The sequence below is a fragment of the Rhizobium sp. BR 317 genome (genome assembly GCF_047445835.1).
Lineage (GTDB): Bacteria > Pseudomonadota > Alphaproteobacteria > Rhizobiales > Rhizobiaceae > Rhizobium > Rhizobium paranaense.
The window spans coordinates 1-19,283 of the sequence record NZ_JARWLB010000027.1; the positions used below are offsets into that span (position 1 = coordinate 1).

At 58.5% G+C, this 19,283-nt stretch carries 16 protein-coding genes and 1 pseudogene; 7 read left to right on the plus strand and 10 right to left on the minus strand.

Features of this window, described 5'->3' with window-relative positions; all coding sequences use genetic code 11:
- Positions 1-21: 21 nt before the first annotated feature.
- Together QD357_RS28295 and QD357_RS28300 are read right to left on the minus strand one after the other, a co-directional pair.
- On the minus strand, positions 22-1,440 hold the full coding sequence (locus QD357_RS28295) for an ATP-binding protein (protein ID WP_414125522.1): 1,419 nt from the start codon (positions 1,438-1,440) through the stop codon (positions 22-24).
- The gene (locus QD357_RS28300; RefSeq protein WP_414125555.1) at positions 1,437-2,159 is read right to left on the minus strand and encodes a response regulator; all 723 of its coding nucleotides are present in this window, start codon (positions 2,157-2,159) and stop codon (positions 1,437-1,439) included. Before QD357_RS28300 ends, QD357_RS28295 begins: the two co-directional genes overlap by 4 nt.
- A gap of 378 nt (positions 2,160-2,537) precedes the next feature.
- Here QD357_RS28300 and QD357_RS28305 point away from each other — a divergent pair, with 378 nt between their 5' ends.
- Entirely contained in the window at positions 2,538-3,152 is a 615-nt protein-coding gene (locus tag QD357_RS28305; RefSeq protein ID WP_414125556.1) for an outer membrane protein, read from the plus strand.
- A gap of 206 nt (positions 3,153-3,358) precedes the next feature.
- Here the strand turns inward: QD357_RS28305 and QD357_RS28310 are convergent, their stop codons facing one another.
- Positions 3,359-4,009, minus strand: a complete 651-nt coding sequence (locus tag QD357_RS28310) for an EF-hand domain-containing protein (protein WP_414125523.1) — start codon at positions 4,007-4,009, stop codon at positions 3,359-3,361.
- A 662-nt stretch (positions 4,010-4,671) separates the two neighbouring features.
- Between QD357_RS28310 and QD357_RS28315 the strand changes: the two genes are divergently transcribed.
- Positions 4,672-5,430 carry a hypothetical protein gene (locus tag QD357_RS28315; RefSeq protein ID WP_183938578.1) on the plus strand — a complete coding sequence of 253 codons (759 nt, stop codon included), beginning with the start codon at positions 4,672-4,674 and terminating at the stop codon, positions 5,428-5,430.
- A gap of 49 nt (positions 5,431-5,479) precedes the next feature.
- Here the strand turns inward: QD357_RS28315 and fhuB are convergent, their stop codons facing one another.
- From fhuB to QD357_RS28330, 3 genes are read right to left on the minus strand one after another with little or no spacing between them, the layout of a single operon-like run.
- The gene (gene fhuB, locus QD357_RS28320; protein ID WP_183938579.1) at positions 5,480-7,450 is read right to left on the minus strand and encodes a Fe(3+)-hydroxamate ABC transporter permease FhuB; all 1,971 of its coding nucleotides are present in this window, start codon (positions 7,448-7,450) and stop codon (positions 5,480-5,482) included.
- The gene (locus QD357_RS28325) at positions 7,447-8,352 is read right to left on the minus strand and encodes an iron-siderophore ABC transporter substrate-binding protein (RefSeq protein ID WP_183938580.1); all 906 of its coding nucleotides are present in this window, start codon (positions 8,350-8,352) and stop codon (positions 7,447-7,449) included. Before QD357_RS28325 ends, fhuB begins: the two co-directional genes overlap by 4 nt.
- Positions 8,342-9,136: an ABC transporter ATP-binding protein gene (locus tag QD357_RS28330; RefSeq protein ID WP_183938649.1), complete on the minus strand. Its 795-nt coding sequence runs from the start codon at positions 9,134-9,136 to the stop codon at positions 8,342-8,344. Before QD357_RS28330 ends, QD357_RS28325 begins: the two co-directional genes overlap by 11 nt.
- Before the next feature lie 389 nt (positions 9,137-9,525).
- Here QD357_RS28330 and QD357_RS28335 point away from each other — a divergent pair, with 389 nt between their 5' ends.
- The 5 genes from QD357_RS28335 (at position 9,526) to QD357_RS28355 (ending at position 16,743) form a co-directional block, all read left to right on the plus strand.
- Positions 9,526-11,625 carry a TonB-dependent siderophore receptor gene (locus tag QD357_RS28335; protein ID WP_414125524.1) on the plus strand — a complete coding sequence of 700 codons (2,100 nt, stop codon included), beginning with the start codon at positions 9,526-9,528 and terminating at the stop codon, positions 11,623-11,625.
- Positions 11,626-11,668: 43 nt separating this feature from the next.
- Positions 11,669-12,436 carry a siderophore-iron reductase FhuF gene (fhuF, locus tag QD357_RS28340; protein WP_414125525.1) on the plus strand — a complete coding sequence of 256 codons (768 nt, stop codon included), beginning with the start codon at positions 11,669-11,671 and terminating at the stop codon, positions 12,434-12,436.
- Between the two features lie 299 nt (positions 12,437-12,735).
- Positions 12,736-13,119 carry a response regulator gene (locus tag QD357_RS28345; RefSeq protein ID WP_414125526.1) on the plus strand — a complete coding sequence of 128 codons (384 nt, stop codon included), beginning with the start codon at positions 12,736-12,738 and terminating at the stop codon, positions 13,117-13,119.
- Positions 13,120-13,312: 193 nt separating this feature from the next.
- Positions 13,313-16,354 carry a PAS domain S-box protein gene (locus tag QD357_RS28350; protein ID WP_414125527.1) on the plus strand — a complete coding sequence of 1,014 codons (3,042 nt, stop codon included), beginning with the start codon at positions 13,313-13,315 and terminating at the stop codon, positions 16,352-16,354.
- Entirely contained in the window at positions 16,351-16,743 is a 393-nt protein-coding gene (locus tag QD357_RS28355; RefSeq protein ID WP_246451272.1) for a response regulator, read from the plus strand. The genes QD357_RS28350 and QD357_RS28355 overlap by 4 nt, the downstream gene beginning before the upstream one ends.
- A 66-nt stretch (positions 16,744-16,809) precedes the next feature.
- Here the strand turns inward: QD357_RS28355 and QD357_RS28360 are convergent, their stop codons facing one another.
- The 4 genes and pseudogenes from QD357_RS28360 to QD357_RS28375 all read right to left on the minus strand — a co-directional run bounded on the left by QD357_RS28360 (position 16,810) and on the right by QD357_RS28375 (position 19,159).
- A complete protein-coding gene (locus QD357_RS28360) occupies positions 16,810-17,613 on the minus strand; it encodes a dimethylarginine dimethylaminohydrolase family protein (RefSeq protein WP_414125528.1) in 804 nt (267 codons plus the stop codon).
- A 244-nt stretch (positions 17,614-17,857) separates the two neighbouring features.
- The gene (locus QD357_RS28365; RefSeq protein WP_183938585.1) at positions 17,858-18,067 is read right to left on the minus strand and encodes a dodecin; all 210 of its coding nucleotides are present in this window, start codon (positions 18,065-18,067) and stop codon (positions 17,858-17,860) included.
- A gap of 175 nt (positions 18,068-18,242) precedes the next feature.
- A pseudogene (locus QD357_RS28370) lies at positions 18,243-18,609 on the minus strand (IS5 family transposase); the annotation flags it as partial.
- A 346-nt stretch (positions 18,610-18,955) separates the two neighbouring features.
- Entirely contained in the window at positions 18,956-19,159 is a 204-nt protein-coding gene (locus QD357_RS28375) for a hypothetical protein (protein ID WP_183938586.1), read from the minus strand.
- Between the last annotated feature and the right edge of the window lie 124 nt (positions 19,160-19,283).

Here is a 19,283-nt window from a genome sequence, read left to right on the forward strand (position 1 = left end):
ATTGAATCATGCTTCGGCCCATCACGAAACCGAAATCTGAAATCGCAAGAAAACAGACCGAAAACCGGACCTTTCTTGCGATATCGAGTATTCGAGAGCCTCCAATATACCAGGAATATCAACAACCTGCTGATACTTCACGGCCGACCCATTCGGCGTCCGATCCAGCAAGGTCAGTTTTCCGCCATGACCTTTTCTAATGATGCCCTCCGCTGTCGGGAGGCCGAGGCCAAAGCCGCCTCCCACTCCCGTCGTGCGAGCCTCATCCGCTTTGAAAAAGGGTTCCAGCACCCGGGTCTTGAGCTCATCCGTCAAGCCCGGACCATTGTCGCTCACCCTAATGAGTATCCCTTCGTCGCCAGCATCCTGCAATTCGATATCGATCTGGGTCGCGTAGCGGGAAGCGTTTTCAACCAGATTGGATATCGCTCTCGTAATCGCCTCGGATTTGCACAGATACTTTAGCCGTCGAGGCCCGGAAAACCGGACATCGATGCCGGTTTCCGAGAAATCCGTCGCAATCGTTTGCAGCAGGCTCGAAAGGTCCACTTTCCGAGACGGCACGTTGTGGCCCGCATTTGTGAGAAACGCCAGACTCTCATTGATCATGCCATCGAGCACTGTCAGATCGTGGAGCATCTTGCCCTGAAGCTCCGGCTGCTCGCAGCGCTCCACGCGCATGCGCAATCGCGTCAAAGGTGTCCTGAGATCGTGGCGGATCGAACTCAGCATTCGCGTCCGACTTTCCGCCATTTGCAATATGCGGCTGCGCATCGTGTTGAGCGATGCGGCGAGGCTTCGGATCTCGGAGCTGCCTTCCGCCACGAATGGCTTTTCCAGACTGTCGTCGGTACTGGCGCGCACCGCCGCCGCGGCAAAGCGGCCCATCGGCCTGGTGATCAGCCAACTGCTGACATAGGCGAGCACGATCAGCGGAATGACAATCTTCAGAATTCCGCTGGCGACCGCGGGGAAGAACCACAAGGACCGGGAAAATACGGGCATATGGAAAACAAGAGCTCGTTCCTTGTCGACCTTCACGATGAGGGGAACGGATGTCGCTTCCTTATCAAAAAGATGGCGCAGGCCGTCGAAGAAGTCGTCTTCCAGAGCGCGTCGCGTTCTCTGAAGAATGTCGGCCGATGACGCCTCCGCCTCGTCACGCGGAGAGATCTGGCTTGCCGGCAGTGTCTCCACCGAGATTTGCAATCTCGCGGCCAAACTTAGGGCTGCCGCCTCCTCTTCAGGAGAGCGCGCATCTCGGAACTGGTCGGCCACGCGCTCGATCCGTCCCGCCAGCAAACCGATCGCCAGGCCCTTGTCGTGACGGCCGTAGATAAACGGCTCGGTGGTCGCAGCGACCACGGACACGAGAACGATCAGCAAGAACGCCAGCACGAGGATCTGTGTGCGGATGGAGGCCTTGCGGAGGCTTTTCACGGCAATTTCTCCACTGTCGCCGCGAACAGGTAGCCCCCCAGCCGGACCGTCTTGATGAAGGCCGGGTCCTTGAGGTTCGGTTCGATCTTCTGCCTTATCCGGCTGATATGGACGTCGATGCTGCGTTCGACCGGTCCAGCCGATCCGGCATGCGTCATGGAGAGAAGCTGGTCGCGGGTGAGCACCTTGTTCGGATTGGTGCAGAAGGCCCAGAGAAGATCGAACTCGGCAGTCGTCATCGACACTTCATCACCTTCGGCGTCGAAGAGCTGCCGGCTGTTGGGATCAATGCGCCATCCCGCAAAAGTCAGTGGCCCGGATACCTCTTCCTCACGCCGGGAATATGATGCCCGTCGCAGAATGCTTTTGATGCGGGCGAGCAGTTCACGGGAGTTGAATGGCTTGGTGACGTAATCGTCGGCACCCAGCTCGAGCCCCAGGACGCGATCAATATCCTCCCGCCGTGCAGTCAACATCAAAATGGGGATGGAGCGCGTGGCCCTCAGGCGCATGCAAATGCTGAAACCATCTTCGCCGGGCAGCATGCCGTCGAGAACGATCAGGTCGAACTTATGAAAACGGAGCAGCCGGTCCATCTCGGCGCCATTGGCGACGGATTGGGCAGTGATGCCATTGTCTGTCAGAAGCTCAACCAGCATGGCCGCGATATCGGCGTCGTCTTCGACGATGAGGATATTGGATTGCTCGTAGAGCGCCATTTCAAGTGCCTTTCCGTGGTTCGAGTGAGCCCCTCGAACCTCCGTGGTTTCAGCAATGATTACGTTTGCATGCGGGTAGGTCACGCCAACAACTCCGATGACTGGAAGTCATAAAGATAGCAAAGGAATTCGTGGCGCTGTGTTTGGAAATGTTGAGATATGTTGCGGAGCCGGCGGAGTCTCGGCGCTAAACGAGAGAGGCGCGCAGGAAAATCGCGGCCAGGTTCCGCCGTGGGACAGCATTCGCAAACGTCTTCGCAACATAACTTAACATCAAAAGACACTCCGCAATCTGGGCCTGGCGCATGGTGCATCGTCACGAGCGGGTCGAGTGTTTTGTCTCGCCCTCTCCCTTGCAAAACACGATGGGGCATCTCCATGCATTTCAGAATATTCGCTTTCGGCGCCTTCGTTCTCTCGCTGGCCACGCCGGCTATGGCTGCAGACTTAATTTCGCAGTCTGCACCGCAACCGGAGCAACAGAACTATTCAGCCTTTGACTGGTCTGGCTTCTATCTTGGTGCCCAGGGCGGATACACCTGGAACAAAGCGACCTATTTGGGCCTGGACCAAAACCTCAACAGCGGATCGGCTGGCGTTCATGCCGGCTATAATTTTCAAACCGGAAGTATCGTTTACGGCATTGAGAACGACTTCAACTACAACTTCGAAAAAGGCAACGAAGCAAATCTCAAGTGGGACGCCTCCGGCCGCGCTCGCGTCGGCTACGCGCTGGATCAAAATCTGATCTTTGCGACGGCGGGTCTTGCGGCAGCAGGCGGCAAGGTCGACGTTCCCGCAGTCGGCAAAAAAGACGATATCCTGATCGGCTGGACGGCAGGCGGCGGCATCGAGCACGCGCTCACCAAAAATATCCTCATCCGTGGCGAATATCGCTACTCCGATTTCGGGAATAAGGACTTTGGCGACGGAATCGGAAAAGTCTCGGCCGATCAGCAAAAGATTACCATCGGTGCAAGCTACAAGTTCTGAGAGAACTGACTAGAATATTTCCTAATCGCCGCTTCGCCMAAATTGTCGTGGGCGAAGATGATGGACGTCGAGCTGCCGGGCAAATGGCAGACAAGTGTCCATAAAAGAACGGCCGGCAAACTTGCGCGCGAAGGTGATGACCTTTCTGGCTCAAGTTTGCCGACAGATAGAAACTACCGAGTTTAAACTGCTGCCGTCATTTCCAATCAGACGGTAAGCAGGTCGCTCGTCGTCGTATCATCCTGGTAGTTCGAGCTGAACAGCGAGCTGAAATCCGGAGCCGGCGGCGGTCCAGCCTTCATCGCGGTCTCGAACTGGCTCTCCGTCAGGGAACCCGAACCTGACGTATCGAGGCTATCGAACATATTGGTMGCTTGGTCCTCGCTCACGTCGGACGGACGCGCGGCGACGAATTCGGCTTCGCTGACGCTGCCGTCACCATCCGCATCCATTGCAGTGAACATGCTGGAGATCTGGCTGTCGTCCGGCGTTTCCCCAGAAGGCGGTGCCGGCGGCTGTCCATTGGACTGCATCGCACTTGCCAACTGGTCCGTCGTCAACGATCCGCTATTGCTCGTATCGAAGCTTTTAAACAGCGCAGTCGCCTGATCCTCGCTCACATCGGAGGGACGCGCGGCGACGAATTCCGCTTCGGTGATGCTGCCGTCACCATTCGTATCCATCGCAGCGATCATGTTGCTCTGGCTGCCGCCCTGACCGCCAGACTGTTGAGTAGACGATGTGCTGCTGGAGCTGTCATCCGAATCCGAGCTGGAATCGTCGCCCGAAGCGTTGGCCTGCAGATTGAGCATGATGTTCATGAGCTGCGAAACGAGCTGCTCGGCCGTCGATATCAAGGACTGATCATCCGTCGAAGAAGACGAAGAGGACGACGAAGACGAGCTTTTGCTGGACGAACTGCTGCCGAGAATGGACGATACGGATTCCTCGGATGAGGACGAGGTCGAGCCTGATCTTTGATATTGATAATAATTATTGGATAAAACGGATGAAATGCTCGTCAAGGGGGCCTCCAGATGCGAGCGTTGGCACGGACTCCGGTTTTTACGCTTACATGACTCTACGCTTGCTATGCCGCGATGAACGCGGCAGTGCATCTTTCGAGATCAATGCAGACGGATAGATTTACCGAAAACTGGAGGCCAAGCTTGGTCCGGATCCTCGCTTGCGCCGATGCGCAACCGGAAGACGGATGAAAAGATAGGCCATGACAGTTGCCGCCATCATGGCGTTATCGGCGGTCCGCATTCTCGATCTGGTACTCCCCAACGGCCTGACCTTGCACAGGAAAGCTTGCGCGAACCTTGTAAAGTTCCCCAGGCACATTCGTTTCCCGCTCCGTTGCCGGACGCGTCGCGGCCGATGAGAGGCATGCGTCACATCAATGTGCCAAGCCGGGCTCGCCAGAAACAAAATTCAATAATTCGGCACACACAGAAACAACGAATCTCCCTAGATTCCGGCGGGGCGCCCGTAGCGGAAAAGGGATATCTGGCGAATGATGGAAAATCGGCTTGTCTTCATAGCCACCCCTTGTTTTGGCGGCATGGTCGCCAAGGATTACATGCAATCCATCATTTCCCTGATGCAGGTCGGTGGGCAGTTCGGTGTGCAATTGACGCTGGCGTTGCTCGGCAACGATGCGCTGATCACCCGCAGCCGCAATACGCTCGTCTCGCATTTTCTCAATGACACCGCGGCGACCCATATGCTGTTCATCGATGCGGATATCAGCTTCGAACCGGAGCAGGTGATGCGGCTGCTGAATGCCGACAAGGATGTCGCCGCCGCCATGTATCCCATCAAGGATTATGATTGGGGCAACGCCGCAAAGGTACCCTCACGGAGCGCTGAAACTCTGGCGGAAGCGGCATTACACTATGTGGGCACGCCGCTGACCGGTCCGGGTACTGAACGGGACGGCGATTTCGTCACTGCGATCTATGCGGGCACCGGCATGCTTCTCATCAAGCGCGCCGTCATCGAAAAGATGATCGCCGCCTATCCCAACCTGCGCTACGACGCGATCCACGCCTATCCCGGCACCAAACGCACGCCAGCCACGCAATATGCGCTCTTCGAGTGTCTTATCGAGGAAGAGACCGGCATCTATCTCAGCGAGGACTTTGCCTTCTGTCACCGCTGGCGAGCGCTTGGCGGAGAGATTTGGCTCGATACCGGCAGCAAACTCAGCCACACCGGTGCCCATCGTTTCGCCGGCAATCCCCGGCCGCGTTATGAAGTGTTTAAGGCCTGAAAAAGGCGCCGAACGATCCGTCCGCCAACGGCATCGTCGCCCGGATTGGTCAGCCCTTTCTTCGCAGCATCATCATGAGGAAGGGTGCGCCGACGATCGCCGAGACGAGGCCGGCCGGTATCTGATATGGCCAGACGATGGTCCGGCCGATGAAGTCTGCAAACACCATCAACGCGCCCCCGATGGCGGCCGCTCCCGCCATTTGCGGCAGCGCACGGACGAGCCCGGCTTCCCTTGCCAGATGAGGCCCCATCAGACCGATGAATGTCAGCGGACCGACGCTCAATGTGGCCGCAGCGCTCATCAGGCCGGCAAGCCCGAAGAGCGCGAAACGGGACTTGCGCACCGGAATGCCGATGGCGGCGGCCTGCGATGGACCGAGCGGCAGGATGTCCAGCCATCGCCGGGCGAGGAAGGCAGCGGCGGTCAGAATCGCGGCGGCAATAGTAACGGCTACGGCGGTCCGGGCATCGACGCCGTAGGTCGAGCCGCTCATCCAGCGCATCAGCAGGACGGCGCGCGGATCGCCGGTGGAACTGAGGACACCGACAATGGCATCGACCAGGGCACTCAAGGAGATGCCGGCAAGCAGGACACGCTCCGGCGCCAGTCCCGTGCGCATGGAACTGAGCAGGATCATGGCGAGCACAAGAAGCGCGCCTATGGCCGCGAAGGCCATTTGCCCGAAAGGCCCGGGAACGATGACGAAGACGGCGATTGCCACGCCGGAGGTCGCGCCCGCGCTGACACCGAGCAACTCTGGGCTCGCCATCTCATTGCCGGTGATTCTCTGCAGGATGACGCCTGCGACGGCGAGCATCGCGCCGGAGGATAATGCGGCAAAAACCTTGGGCAGCCGCATGGGAATGATTTCGCCGAAGAGCGCCCCGTGCGGAAAGCCCCAGCTTCCATCGATACCGCGTCCGACGAACACACCGACGGCGAGCGCGAGAAGCAAAACGACGAGCGCGACGACCAGCACGTTCGTTCCCGCCGCCTTCCACGAGCGAACTCTCTCTTTCATCTGCAGCGCTCGATGCCGGACTTTCAACCTGGGAAGCAGCAGCAGAAGCAAGGGCGAACCGAAGATCGCCGTCACCGCGCCCGTGGGCAGGAATTCCCCCAATTTGCCCGCAACCAATTGAATGGCAGTATCCGCGATCAGCAACAACCCAGCGCCGATCACGGGCGACCACAACAGCAATTGCTGCGGCCGCCGCGCCCCGGAAAGCCGGGCGATTGTCGGCGCAACCAGACCGATGAAGCCGATAACCCCGACCGCGCTGGTCACAACAGCGGCAAGCGCTACCGCGCCGCCGACGACGATGAAGCGCAGCCGGGTAAGGCGAACTCCGAGCGCCGATGCTGTGCCTTCACCGAGATCGAGGAGAGAAAGCGGCCGCATGACGAGCGCGCAGATGATCGCGATGGCCGCCGTCTTCCAGAGGAGCGACAGTGGAATGACCCAGCTCTGCTGCGCAAGCGATCCCGCGCCCCAGATGAAGAGGCTGACGAGGTAGCGCTCATTGAGAAGGGTGAGGATTGCCGACAGGGCGCCGCACCACAGGCTGATGACCAGGCCCGACAAAACCAGCGAAAAGGGTGAAAAGCCGCGTCGTGCCCCGAGGCTCATGACGATGCAGGCGACCACTGCGCTTCCTGCGAGTGCGACCATATCCCGGCCCAGCCCCAGCAAGCCCGGGAAAAACAAGGTCGTGACGACCAGCGCCAGATTGGCACCAGCGGAAATTCCGAGCGTCGTCGGATCGGCAAGGGGATTGCGCAGAACCTGCTGAAGGAGCGCACCGGCCAGCGAAAGCGCGGCCCCGGCGAGCAGGGCCGTCGCGAGGCGAGGGAGCGCCGAATAGAAAAGCACCATTCTCGGCACGTCATAGCCCGTCTGGCTCATGGCTTCGAACAAGGGCGCGACGAGGAACCACGACAGGAGGCAGCCGGCACTGAGGAGCACCAGCGCGACGACTGCGGGTCCGAAGGTGAACCTTCTAAAAATCCTGTTCATTCCTTGGGATCCAAAAGGTCGGTCAGAAGGCGGCCGAACCGCAGCGCCTCGTTGACCATGCCGAACATCAAAGCAGGGGGAAGAATTGAAAGATGCCCCGGCCGGGCGAAGGGGAGACTTTGCCAAAGCGGGCTTTGCATGATTTTGGGCAGGACATCCGCTGGTACAGGCTCGAAGGCGATCAGGCGCGCATCGGGATCGGCGACACGGGAGAGATCCTCGAGGGCGATCGTTTGGAAGCCCCAGTAGTTCGATTCCTCGGTCCAGGCGTTTCGCACGCCGATGCGCTCCAGAACGTTATGATAGAGGCCTGGGCTCGCATAGATCCTGGCGTGGCGCGCGTCCATGAAGTTGATGAGCGCCACGGAGGGAGGGGATTTTGCGGCAAGACGGGTGCGGCATTCGGCGAAGAAGGCGTCCGCTCGCTGGAGAAAACCTTCCGCCTCCGCCTCGCGGTCGATCGCCGCCGCCAGTTTTCGTGTGGCCGCGATGGCCGCAGGCAATATGGGGCCGATACCGGGCGCGTAAATCTCGAGGCGGACGACCTTCGCAACCTGCTTTAGCTTCGGCAGCAGTTCGTCGAGATAGGGTGTCGTCAGAATGATATCCGGCTTGAGGGCAACAAGGAGTTCGAAATTGACCTCCCATGAGCTGCCAAGGTTGACGACGGACTGCGGCATTGCCGGCTCGACCACCCATTTATCCCAATCGGCCAGATCGGATACCGCCACCGGAACGATGCCGAGCGAGAGAAGCGTCGATGCGAGACCGTAGTCGAGGCTGACGATCCGCGGTGCGGATTGTGCAAAAGCCGGAGCATTGCCCGCCACCACCGCGGCGGCGATCGTTCGCAACAGGGCCCGGCGTGACAGTGCGGAAAAAGGAACGGGATTAGCAGGCATAGGCGAGCGGATAGCCGGTCTTCGGCGCGGCGATGACATCCATGTCGATACCGTAGATCTCCTGCAGTCGCTCACGCGTCAGGATCTCATCCGGCCGTCCATTGGCGACGATGCGACCACGTTTCAGCGCGCAGATGCGGTCGCAGAAGCGGGCAGCCATGTTGATATCATGGAGGACGATGACCACACTCAGGGCTTTTTCATGGGATAGCCTGCGTATCAGAGACAGGACCTCGATCTGATGCGCAATATCGAGGGCCGCGGTCGGCTCATCCAGCAGCAGGCATTCGGTATCCTGCGCGACGAGCATAGCAAGCCATGCCCGCTGCCTTTCACCGCCGGAAAGCGTCGCTACGATGCGGTCCGCCAGTGGTTCCAGATGCGTCAGGGCAAGCGCTTCCTCTACCTTTTCCCCATCTGTCCTGGTGAAGCGCCCGAGCGGGCCGTGCCAAGGATAGCGCCCGCAGCGCACCAGCTCCCGAACGGTCATGTCGGTGCTGGTGCTCACATCCTGCGGCAGATAGGCAACCGAGCGCGCAAAKGCGCGTTCCGGAAATGAGCTGACATCCCGCCCGGCATAGCGGGCCGAACCCGCTGTCGGCAGGAGCTGTCGGCCGATGATTTTCAGCAGGCTCGATTTTCCCGAACCATTATGACCGACTAGCGCGACGAACTCGCCTTTCGGAAACGAAAGATCGATATCGCTCAGGATGTCGGTTCCGTCGATCGAAAGCCGAATATGATGCGTCGCGAACGCCTCGGTCGAGGCAGTTGCGCCAGCTATGTCGTTACGATTTTCCACGTGTCGTCCCTCGCGGCAAGGTGCCTGTCGGTACTAAAGATGACTAATGTTATCAAGTATTATTTTCTGTCTCTGCAATCCTCGCTCAAGCCGCCAGCGACGGCTCTGCCGTCTCATGCCTGACGAGCGCGAAAATCCACGTCGGTCATCAGCTTATCCCATCTCGCGGGCTCTTTCAGCCGTGTATGGACATTGGATTTTTTAAGTTGACTCTTTTGGTTATGTTTATATTTTGCGCCCAACGCAGGCGGATCGCCGGGGACCGCTGCTCCGCCGCGTGACCAAAAAATGACAGACAGGAGTGGCTTTGCATGGTGATCATGCGGCAGGCAGGATTTCGCGCGTCCCTAAATTGCGCGGACCGGCGTCGTATGACGAGGCCTCTGATCGCCAGCAGTGCTTTGACGGCTGTGTCCCTGGCCTTGGCGCCGGCGGCTTGGGCGCAGGATTCCGCGACCGAACTTCCGAAGATCGTCGTGGTCGGCAAGTCCGACCGGGCAATCGGCCCTGATGCGACCATCGTCGCCAAGGAAACAACCACCGGCACCAAGACGGATACCCCCATCATCGATATCCCGGCCGCCGTTTCGGTCGTGACGGAAAAGGAACTCGAAGAGCGTCACGTMGACAATCTGCAGCAGGCAGTCGCCTACACCGCCGGTGTCTTCTCCGACGAGTTCGGCAATGACGATCGTTACGACTATTTTCGTATTCGCGGCTTCGATCAGACGGCGCTCGGCACCTATCGCGATGGTCTCGCGGCCCGCGTTCCGGCCTGGTACACGGCAAGCCGCCTCGAGCCCTACGGGCTGCAGCGGGTGGAAGTGCTGAAGGGATCGACGTCGACGCTTTTTGGTCTGAATGCTCCAGGTGGTCTCATCAATGCGATCACGAAGCGGCCGCCGGAGGAAAAGCAGGGCGAGGTCTACACATCCTTCGGCGATGGCACCAAAGAGGTCGGTACCGACTTCGGCGGGCCGCTCGATGCTGACGGTGTGTGGAGCTATCGGTTTACGGCGCTCGCCAAGGACGGAGACCTCGGCTGGGAATATTCCAAGGACGATCGTCTCTATATCGCGCCGGCTCTGACCATCAAGCCCGAGGAAGGAACGTCGCTCACCATTCTCACCGACTACTATAAGCGGAATGGTACAGGTGCCCGCGGGTTTCCGGCCGGTGCCAATCTGAATATCAATACATTCCTGGGCGAGCCTGATTTCAATCGCTTCAACACCCGTGAAAGCGATATCGGCTATCAGTTCGAGCATGAAATCAGCGACGGCCTGACCTTCCGCTCGAACGCCCGCTATACGCATCTCAGCCTCGATTATGCCGAGGTTTACGGAGCCTCTTTCGATCCAACAGCCGACCGTCAGGCTTTCTCGGTGGATGGCCTGTCGAACCGCTATGCGATCGACAACCAGCTTCAATACGATACGGGGTGGAAGGACTTCGACAGCAAGACGCTTGTGGGCATCGACTACGCCAACGACAATACTCGCGAAAACATCCAGTATGGCACAGCCGGGCCGATCGACATCTACAATCCCGTCTATTGCGGTCTCTCCTGCATCAATCTCAACCCCTTCGTAAACTGGCGCGTCAAGCAGCAGTCCGTCGGGCTCTATGCACAGGAGCAACTGACCTTCGACGATCGTTGGATCGCGACACTGGGCGGCCGCTGGGACCATGTCCATACGACCGCTGATTATGTCGATCTCGGCACCAGGGACGACAATACCGAATCCGCCTTCACCAAGCGCGTCGGACTGACCTATAAGATCAATTCCAACCTTGCTGCCTATGTGAATTATTCGGAAAGCTTCCAGCCGCTCGTGACCCCCTCCGCTAATGGCTATGCCTTGAGCGGTTCGCTCAAGGCTCAGAAGGGCGAGCAATACGAAGTCGGCTTGAAGTATCAACCCGACAATTTCGACGGATTGTTCAGCGCCGCCCTGTTCGATCTGACGCAGACAAACGTGCCGACCTATGTGACGCCGCTCATTCAGCAGCAGATCGGCAAAGTGGGCGTGCGCGGTCTCGAATTGGAGGGCAAAGCGGTACTTAACGATCGTATCAACCTGACGCTTGCTTATTCCTACTGGGATGCCGAGATCCGTGAGGATGGAATGGGCGGAAATCTCGGCAACAGGCCGCAGCGCGTCCCGAGGCATCTCGCCTCGGCTTGGCTCGACTACACGATCCCGGGAGAGGGGCAGCGTGGCGATCTGACACTCGGCGGCGGGGTGCGTTACATCGGGCAGACCTATGGCGACGATGCCAACACGGTTTCAGTCGGCGGATATACCGTGTTCGATGCGGCGGTCAGCTACAACGTGACCAAGAACGTCAAGCTTGCAGTCAATGCAACTAATCTCTTCGACCGCAAGTATGTCGCAAGCAGCTACTACGGCACCGAATATTACGGCGACCGACGCAAGGTCGTTGGAACGCTGAAGTATACGTGGTGAGATATTGGGTGAGCGATTGACCCAAGCTGCGCCAAAACAACCGATGCCGTCCGCGCCAGAGAATGCGGACGGCGAACGCGATCTCGGAGCGCTGTTGGTTCGCCACGGCGGGGAGAAATACGGCTTCTGCCGCGGAAAATTCTTGCTGGACGCGCCGGCGGGCTGCGATGTCATCGCGTGCTCCGCGCTTTGCGAAGCGGATCGCTTCAATAGCATCATCGACCGCTACGGGGCGGCGTTCTTGCCGGCCGATCGTCGCGCCATCGTCTCCCTGTGGACCCTTTATTATTTCAGTACCTTGACCATCAACACCGCGCTCGCTTGGCTCGAGCTGCGGCGCGTTCTGCCCGTCTCGCTCAACGAAATCTCGCTATGTCTCGACCGGGAAACGGCAACGCCGGTGTCGTTTCTTTTGCCTGATCTCGGACAGGTGCGCGAGCTCGATATCCACGCAGCGATGACGCCCCTCGTGCGGCAGCACATAGCCCCCTTGACCGACGCGATTTCCGATCATGCGCACCTGAGCGCCAAGCTGCTTTGGGGAAATGCGGCTGGTTATCTCGACTGGATCGTCGATGAAACGGGCCGTCAAAGCGCTCCCGCATTGGCGGAGGAAGGGGCGCCGTTGTTTTCCGATCCTGTCTTTCCCGACGGTGAGAAGAACCCCTTGTGCGGCACCCTTCGCAGTATGACGGACGAGAGCGGGCTTCAATTCAAACGTCGCAAAGTCTGTTGTCTGCGCTACTGCCTTCCGGATATCGGCGGATGCGGTCTTACCTGTCCGCTGCCGCAAGGACGCCAACAGGCCTGAAGCAAAGTCGCTCGCCTTCGCCTGATGGAAGCCACCTTTGGACACTGTGCAAAGATAGCCCTCCCCGTGACGATACAAAGGTGGCATTATGCCTGAAGTGCGCCCGGTCGACCGGCAATTCGGCGTCTCTGCCATCTGAAAAATACAAGCACAGAGATTTACCTCAGCCGGCGGTAACATCCGCAACGGCACCGTTTGGCGTGAACCGGCGCAGCGGAACCGCCCTGACCGATGAGTGCTTCCACAAATGGAAAAAGGCGAGCAACGCCTAGATAAATTATGGAGGAGGAGAATTCACTATGAACGTGTTGATTGTCGAAGACGAGGGACTCGTCGCGTTGCAACTCAAGAAAATAGCCGCTGATGCAGGGTTCTCGGTCCTTGGCCCAGCATCTGGCGTCGAGCAGGCGCTTGCCTGCGCCAGGCGTGCCGAGATCGCTTTGGTCGATGTCGGCCTTTCGGAGGGAAAAAGCGGCCCTCAGCTCGCTCGCCGGCTTATCGACCGTTTTCATACGACGGTTATTTTCGTGACCGGAATACCCGAGGCGATCCGGCAGGGATTCGGCGGCGCCTTCGCGATTATTCCAAAGCCGTTCAGCGATAAACAGGTTGCCGAAGCCCTGCGTCGTGCCCGCGACATGCGAATGGGCAGGGAGAATCAAATCACGTCTTCCGGGGCATGAGGCTGAGCAGCGGACGATTATCTCGATCAAATGCTTCGACGATCAAAAGATGGTCGGAGGCTGTCCTCCTGATGTGGTCCTAACTCCATTGCCGTGTTGAAGATTTTGCTTCTGCGACGACCGTCCGGCCAAATGGAACCTTTCAACGCTACCGGCATTATCGTCTTTATTCTGCCTATGCGGGGGAATGGCGATGAGCATCGAACCGAAATCAGCGCCAACCTCGGCAAATTTCCTATCCTTCGTCGGGAATGCAACGTCGTTGCAGGTCAGCCAAGACTTCGTCGAAAGGCTGCCCGTGGCAATCTATGCTTGCGATGCCGACGGTCGTATCCTTTGGTTCAATTCCCTTGCCGCGACTTTATGGGGCCGTTCGCCTCTCATCGGTGATGACAGCGAGAAATATTGCGGCTCATACCGCCTCTACACTGACGGCCGGCGAATTCGCCGGGATGAAACACCCATGGCAACGGTGTTGCTCACCCGCACTCCGGTGCATGGGGCCGAAGCCAGGGTCGAACGGCCGGACGGCTCCTCGATCTGGGCCATGGTTCACATCGATCCGGTGGAAGACGAAACAGGAAAGTTGATCGGGGCCATCAACTGCTTTCACGAAACCACAGCCCTCCATAACGCCAAGGAAGATCTCTCCGAATTTTTCGAGAATGGTGCCGTCAGCCTGCATGTCGTAGCGGACAACGGAACTATATTGCAGGCCAACCAGGCTGAACTCGCAATGCTCGGCTATGCCGCAAGTGAGTATGTTGGCCATAACATCAATGACTATCATCTCGACCAGTCGGTCATCTCTGACATTCTCGATCGCCTGCGCGCTCATCAGCCGATCAGCCGCTATCCTGCGAGACTACAGGCAAAGGACGGTTCGGTTCGTCATGTCTTGATAACGTCGAATGGCCGCGCACGCGATCGGGGAACGATCGGCACGCGCTGCTTTACGATCGACGTCACCGATCGGGCCGACGCCGAGGCCCGGCTGCACGAGCAGGAGCGCAGGCTTGCCACCACGTATGAGCATGCCGGCAGCGGCATCGCAGAGATCGATGCTGACGGAAGATTGTTGCGCGTCAATCTGCGGCTTTGTGAACTGATGGATATGCCCGCCGACCAGCTCGTCGGCCATTCGATCTTTGATGAGACGTTTTCCGAGGATGTTGAGTACGATCGTGAACAGTTCCAGCGTCAGATTGCCGGCCTAATCGATCGATACTCCATCGAGAAACGGGTTTCCCGAAAGGACGGCAGCTTTTTCTGGACCTCGGTCACGTCATCGAGCGTCCGCGACCCAGACGGTCGCTTTCTCTATGCCGTACGCGTCCAGCACGACATAACCGAGCGCAAACAGGTGCAGGAAGAACTCGATGCCCGTATCGAGGAGCAGGCTGCGCTTTATCGCCTTACGGATAGGTTGCAACATGCCCGATCGCTGGGTGATGTCTACGAACTGGCTCTAGATGCCATTCAAGAGGCGCTGCGTTGCCAGCGCTCATCGATCCTTTTGTATGACAGCGCCTCTATTTTGCAATTCGTGGCTTGGAGAGAGCTGTCCGACGCCTATCGCGCGGCCGTCGAGGGCCATTCGCCTTGGAAAGCGAATGAGGAAAATCCTCAGCCCATCTACATCGCGGACATCGGGCAGGCCGCTCTTCCCGAATCGCTGAAGCAAACCATACTCGATGAGGGGATAGGAGCCATGGCCTTCATTCCCGTGCTGGATAGCGGAAGGCTGCTCGGCAAGTTCATGGCATATTTTGATCAGCCGCACGTTTTTACGGATGGAGAGACCGACGTCGCCTTGGCGCTGGCGCATCAGCTTGGGTTCGGCATCGAGCGCATGCGGGCGCAGAAGGCAGCCCAACATTTGGTTTCGATCGTCGAATCTTCGCATGACGCGATCGTGAGCAAGAGTCTCGATGGCATAATCACGACCTGGAATCGCAGTGCCGAACGACTTTTCGGCTATGCCGCCAAAGAGGTGATCGGCAAATCGATCGCCATCATAATTCCGCCGGACCGGATGGATGAGGAGACGGAAATTCTAAGGTGCATCCGCACCGGCGAGATGATCGACCACCTCGAAACCGTAAGACGGCGCAAGGACGGTAGCCTAGTGGATATTTCGCTGACCATTTCACCCGTCCGTGATGCCAAGGGGCGGATTGTCGGAGCTTCTAAGATCGCCCGCGACATTACTGAGCGTAAGGAAGCCGAGACCAGGATTCGCACGAGCGAACAACAGCTTCAGAACCTTCTGGCAGCCATTCCGGCAGCGATCTACACGACTGACGCTCGCGGCAAGATCACATATTTCAATCAGGCGGCGGTGGACTTCGCCGGCCGAGTTCCGGTGCTCGGCAGCGACAGGTGGTGTGTAAGCCCGAAGCTCTATTGGCCGGATGGAACGCCACTGCCGCGCGACAAATGTCCCATGGCGATGGCGCTGAAGGAGAAGAGGACAGTGCGCGGTGTGGAAGTCGTGGCGGAACGGCCCGATGGCACGCGTATTCCGTTCATTCCCCATCCAACACCGATATGCGACGCGGATGGCAACATTGTCGGCGGCATCAACATGTTGGTGGATATCAGCGAGCGCAAGCAAGCCGAGACGCAACAGCGAATGCTGCTCAACGAACTCAACCATCGGGTCAAGAACAACATGCAGATGCTGCAGTCTTTGCTTTCAAGCGCCGCAAGGCGTAGCAAGAGCGAGGAGGCGCGCCAGATCCTCGAGGATGCAACCGGCCGGATTAGCGCGATGGCTGCTGCGCAACGCGTCTTGTATGACACGATCGACGCGACAAAATTCAGCCTGCCGCAGTTTCTCGATGCCGTCTGTGCTGCGGTGGAGCAGACCCTTCCATCCTATGCAAAAATCACCCGCAAAGCCGATGCCGGCGAGCTTCCCAATGACGCCGCAATGCCACTTGCGCTGATTATCAACGAACTGGTCACCAATGCCTTCAAGCATGGCGGCACCGGAGAGGATGAGTTCAACGTCCGGGTCTCACTGCTCCAGGAGGAGGGCGGCGACGTTCTCTCCGTCGAGGATGACGGACCGGGTTTTGAACTGAATTCCGTGCGTCAAAGATCATCGGGCCTTCGGTTGGTGGAAGGCCTTGCCCGACAACTCGGCGCCACCTTCACCGTAAGCTCAGGCTCGACGACGCGCTGCAGTGTCGCGTTTTCGCGAATGGCGGAGAGGGCAGGGCTGACTTGAGCAATGAGACCATTCTGATTGTCGAGGATGATTTTTTTATCGCCATGGACGTTGAAGCTACGCTCATCGCTGCCGGATATTCGCTGGCCGGGATCGCCGCCTCCGCTGAGGAGGCGATCCACCTGGCCGTTTCGTCTCGACCGGCGCTGGTAATCATGGACATCAGGCTTGCGGGCAAACGCGATGGCGTGGATGCCGCGCTGGAGCTCTTTAGAGATCACGGCATTCGCTGTATTTTCGCGACGGCCCACGCCGACCACGAGATCATCCAGCGCGCGGATCCCGCGTGCCCGCTTGCTTGGCTCCAGAAACCCTATTCAATGACATCCCTGGTGGGCGCGGTTCAGAAGGCTTTGATCGAAATTTCGTCAAAGTCCGTCGATGAGTGAACCCGATAAGCCTAGCGGGTACGGGAGATCAAGGCGATCATGGGAGCGCTCGAACTCCCATCGAGACTATTCGGCCTCACGATACCAGCGCAGCGACAGGCAGGAGAGACCTGCATCGATCTTGCCGATTTCGGCGGTCTTCATCGGCACAATCCGGTAGTCAAGCTTGTCGAGCATTTCGAGCGTACGCGGATGATCGGCAGGGACCATGAGAACGTCGTTGACGCGCAGTGCGTTCGCAGCCGCCTCTTCGCCTTCCGGAATGATGATCTGCCTGAAATCCTTGAAAACGCCGGAGCGCGCAAGGCGGGCGGTCGAGAGCACGGTTTCCTCGTCCAGCAACGAGCAGTCGGTCTTGAAATGCAGCACGCCTTCCGGCGTGGCAACCAGCTCCGCTTTGCGGCCGAGCTTGTCGATACAGACGGCGAGAGCTTCCGCACCCGCCTTGTCGGTTCGCGCCGAAAGGCCGATCATGACACCCTTCGGCGTCGTCAACACATCGCCGCCGTCGACGTATCCGTTGCCCGGGAGATCAAGGACGGTGTMGAACATGTGACGCAAGGTGGGTGCGATTGCCTCGGGCTCGCCGAGGCGGCTTACAGCGCCCGGACGAAGCAGGATCGCGCCTTCCGTGAACACCAGCGCCGGGTCCTCGACGAAGATGGAATCGGGAAACGTCTCCAGCGCCGGCAAGACGGTCACCTTGACCCCCGCGTCGCGCATGGCGGCGATGTAGTCATCATGCTCCGCCTTCACGCCCTCATAGGTCGGGCTGGCATGCTCCCCGGCACGCAGGCCGTCAACAACAGAGCGCGATGGCTCCCGAACGATGGCGGAGTTGAAACGATAAACCGATCTGGGTGAGGACATTTCCAAAAATACCTTTTTTGCCGTTCGGCGCGTTTCTATCGTGCTTGTCAACGGCGGTCGATAGCTATGGCAGCCACATCCTATTTTGAGCACGTCGCGTCATGCCCGACGGCGGCAGCTATTGTCGGGGGACAGTTGCGGTAGGGACAATCGTGGTACTTGAAATCCACAAGCGCGCGCCTCCGGGGACGACTACGGGCCCTCGGGAACTAATGCGTGCGCAGGAAGAGCGAAGCGTTACGCGTCAATCGTCAATGCGAAATCCGACCTTCATCACCACCTGGTAATGCGCGACCGCGCCATCCTTGATGTGCCCTCGGATTTGCTCCACCTCGAACCAGTCGAGATTTCTCATGGTCTTCGAGGCTCGGGAAATCGCCGTTTCAATCGCGTCGGTCACCGAGGTCTTGGAACTGCCGATAAGTTCCACTTTCTTATAGACATGATCGCTCACGTTATCCTCCCAGTTTCGTGCAGATTATGTTTAACTTCGAACTCCCGACTGTGTTCCCGCGGCCGGCTCAAGAGACGTCTGCTGTTCCAGGCGTCTCGCACTCACGATCCGGCAACAGTGGTCCTTTGTCAAACGATCGAAATCGCGCTTGAGGCCGTTGCCAACCGGACTCGAGCGCGGACTCATTAGCACGCGGCCAAATTCGGATTGACGCGAGCTTGACGAACGCCAGATGGTTGGCTGCGAGTTTGTCATATCGGGTTGCAACGCGCCCACATTGCTTGATCTTGTTGAAGAACCGTTCGATCAAGTTGCGCGCGATACAGATACGGGCTGAAGCAGGTMGCGTCTTTGCGATTTCGTTTCGGCGGAATATTCGCCCATGCTCCTTGCTGGCGGGCAAGCTCGCTGATCCAATCCACGTCGTATCCGCGATCCGCGAGTAACATCGTTTGTGGAAGCAAGGCACTGAGGAGAACCGAACACAACCGATTGTCGTGCGCCTCACCAGGTGTAAGCGCGAGATGGACCGGCAAGCCATTGGGCTGTTGCAAATTTCCATTTTGGTCAGCGGCCTTTCAATGATCCCGATGGGCCATTTTGCCGTCAATCCTGTAGCTGACGCTGAGGTCGTCCTTGAGAGTGATCTTTCCAAAATCCCCTCTGAGCTTGGAGCTTGGAGCTTGGAGCTTGGATCATAGTCCCATCAGCGGACGCCCTGCTGCTCAACGAAGTAGGCCCGGCCGGCTCGAAGTCGTGAAATTGGCCAGGTCGAGCGTCAAGGGCATAGCTGTATGCCGCTTGCAAACATAGTCATTTTTCGGGGCCGGAGACTGCCCTCCGACCCCTTTGTGCATCGCAGCACACCCAGATCCAGATACTCGCAACTTAGCCGTTCTGGTCTCCGCCGTCGTCGGCAGGCTGGGCCCTTTCCTTTTCATTGATCAGGTCGCTCAGCTTGTTCACACCTTCAAATCCTGCGATGGCGGCTGCTGTTTTGGCGAGGAAACCGGCGTTCGGATCGATGGCGTTCAGCGCGTCTTCCGCGGCGACGGCACCAGCGACTTCTTCAATAAGCTTTCCAAGCCCCATCTGACGTCTTCTCCCGGTTCAAAGCTTCAGTTAGATCCTGCTATCACGGCAGTTGGCGGACGTAAGAGTCGGATATTTCCGTTGAGACCGTGTTTGACCCTTCCGGTTCGCTTTCGGCAATGAG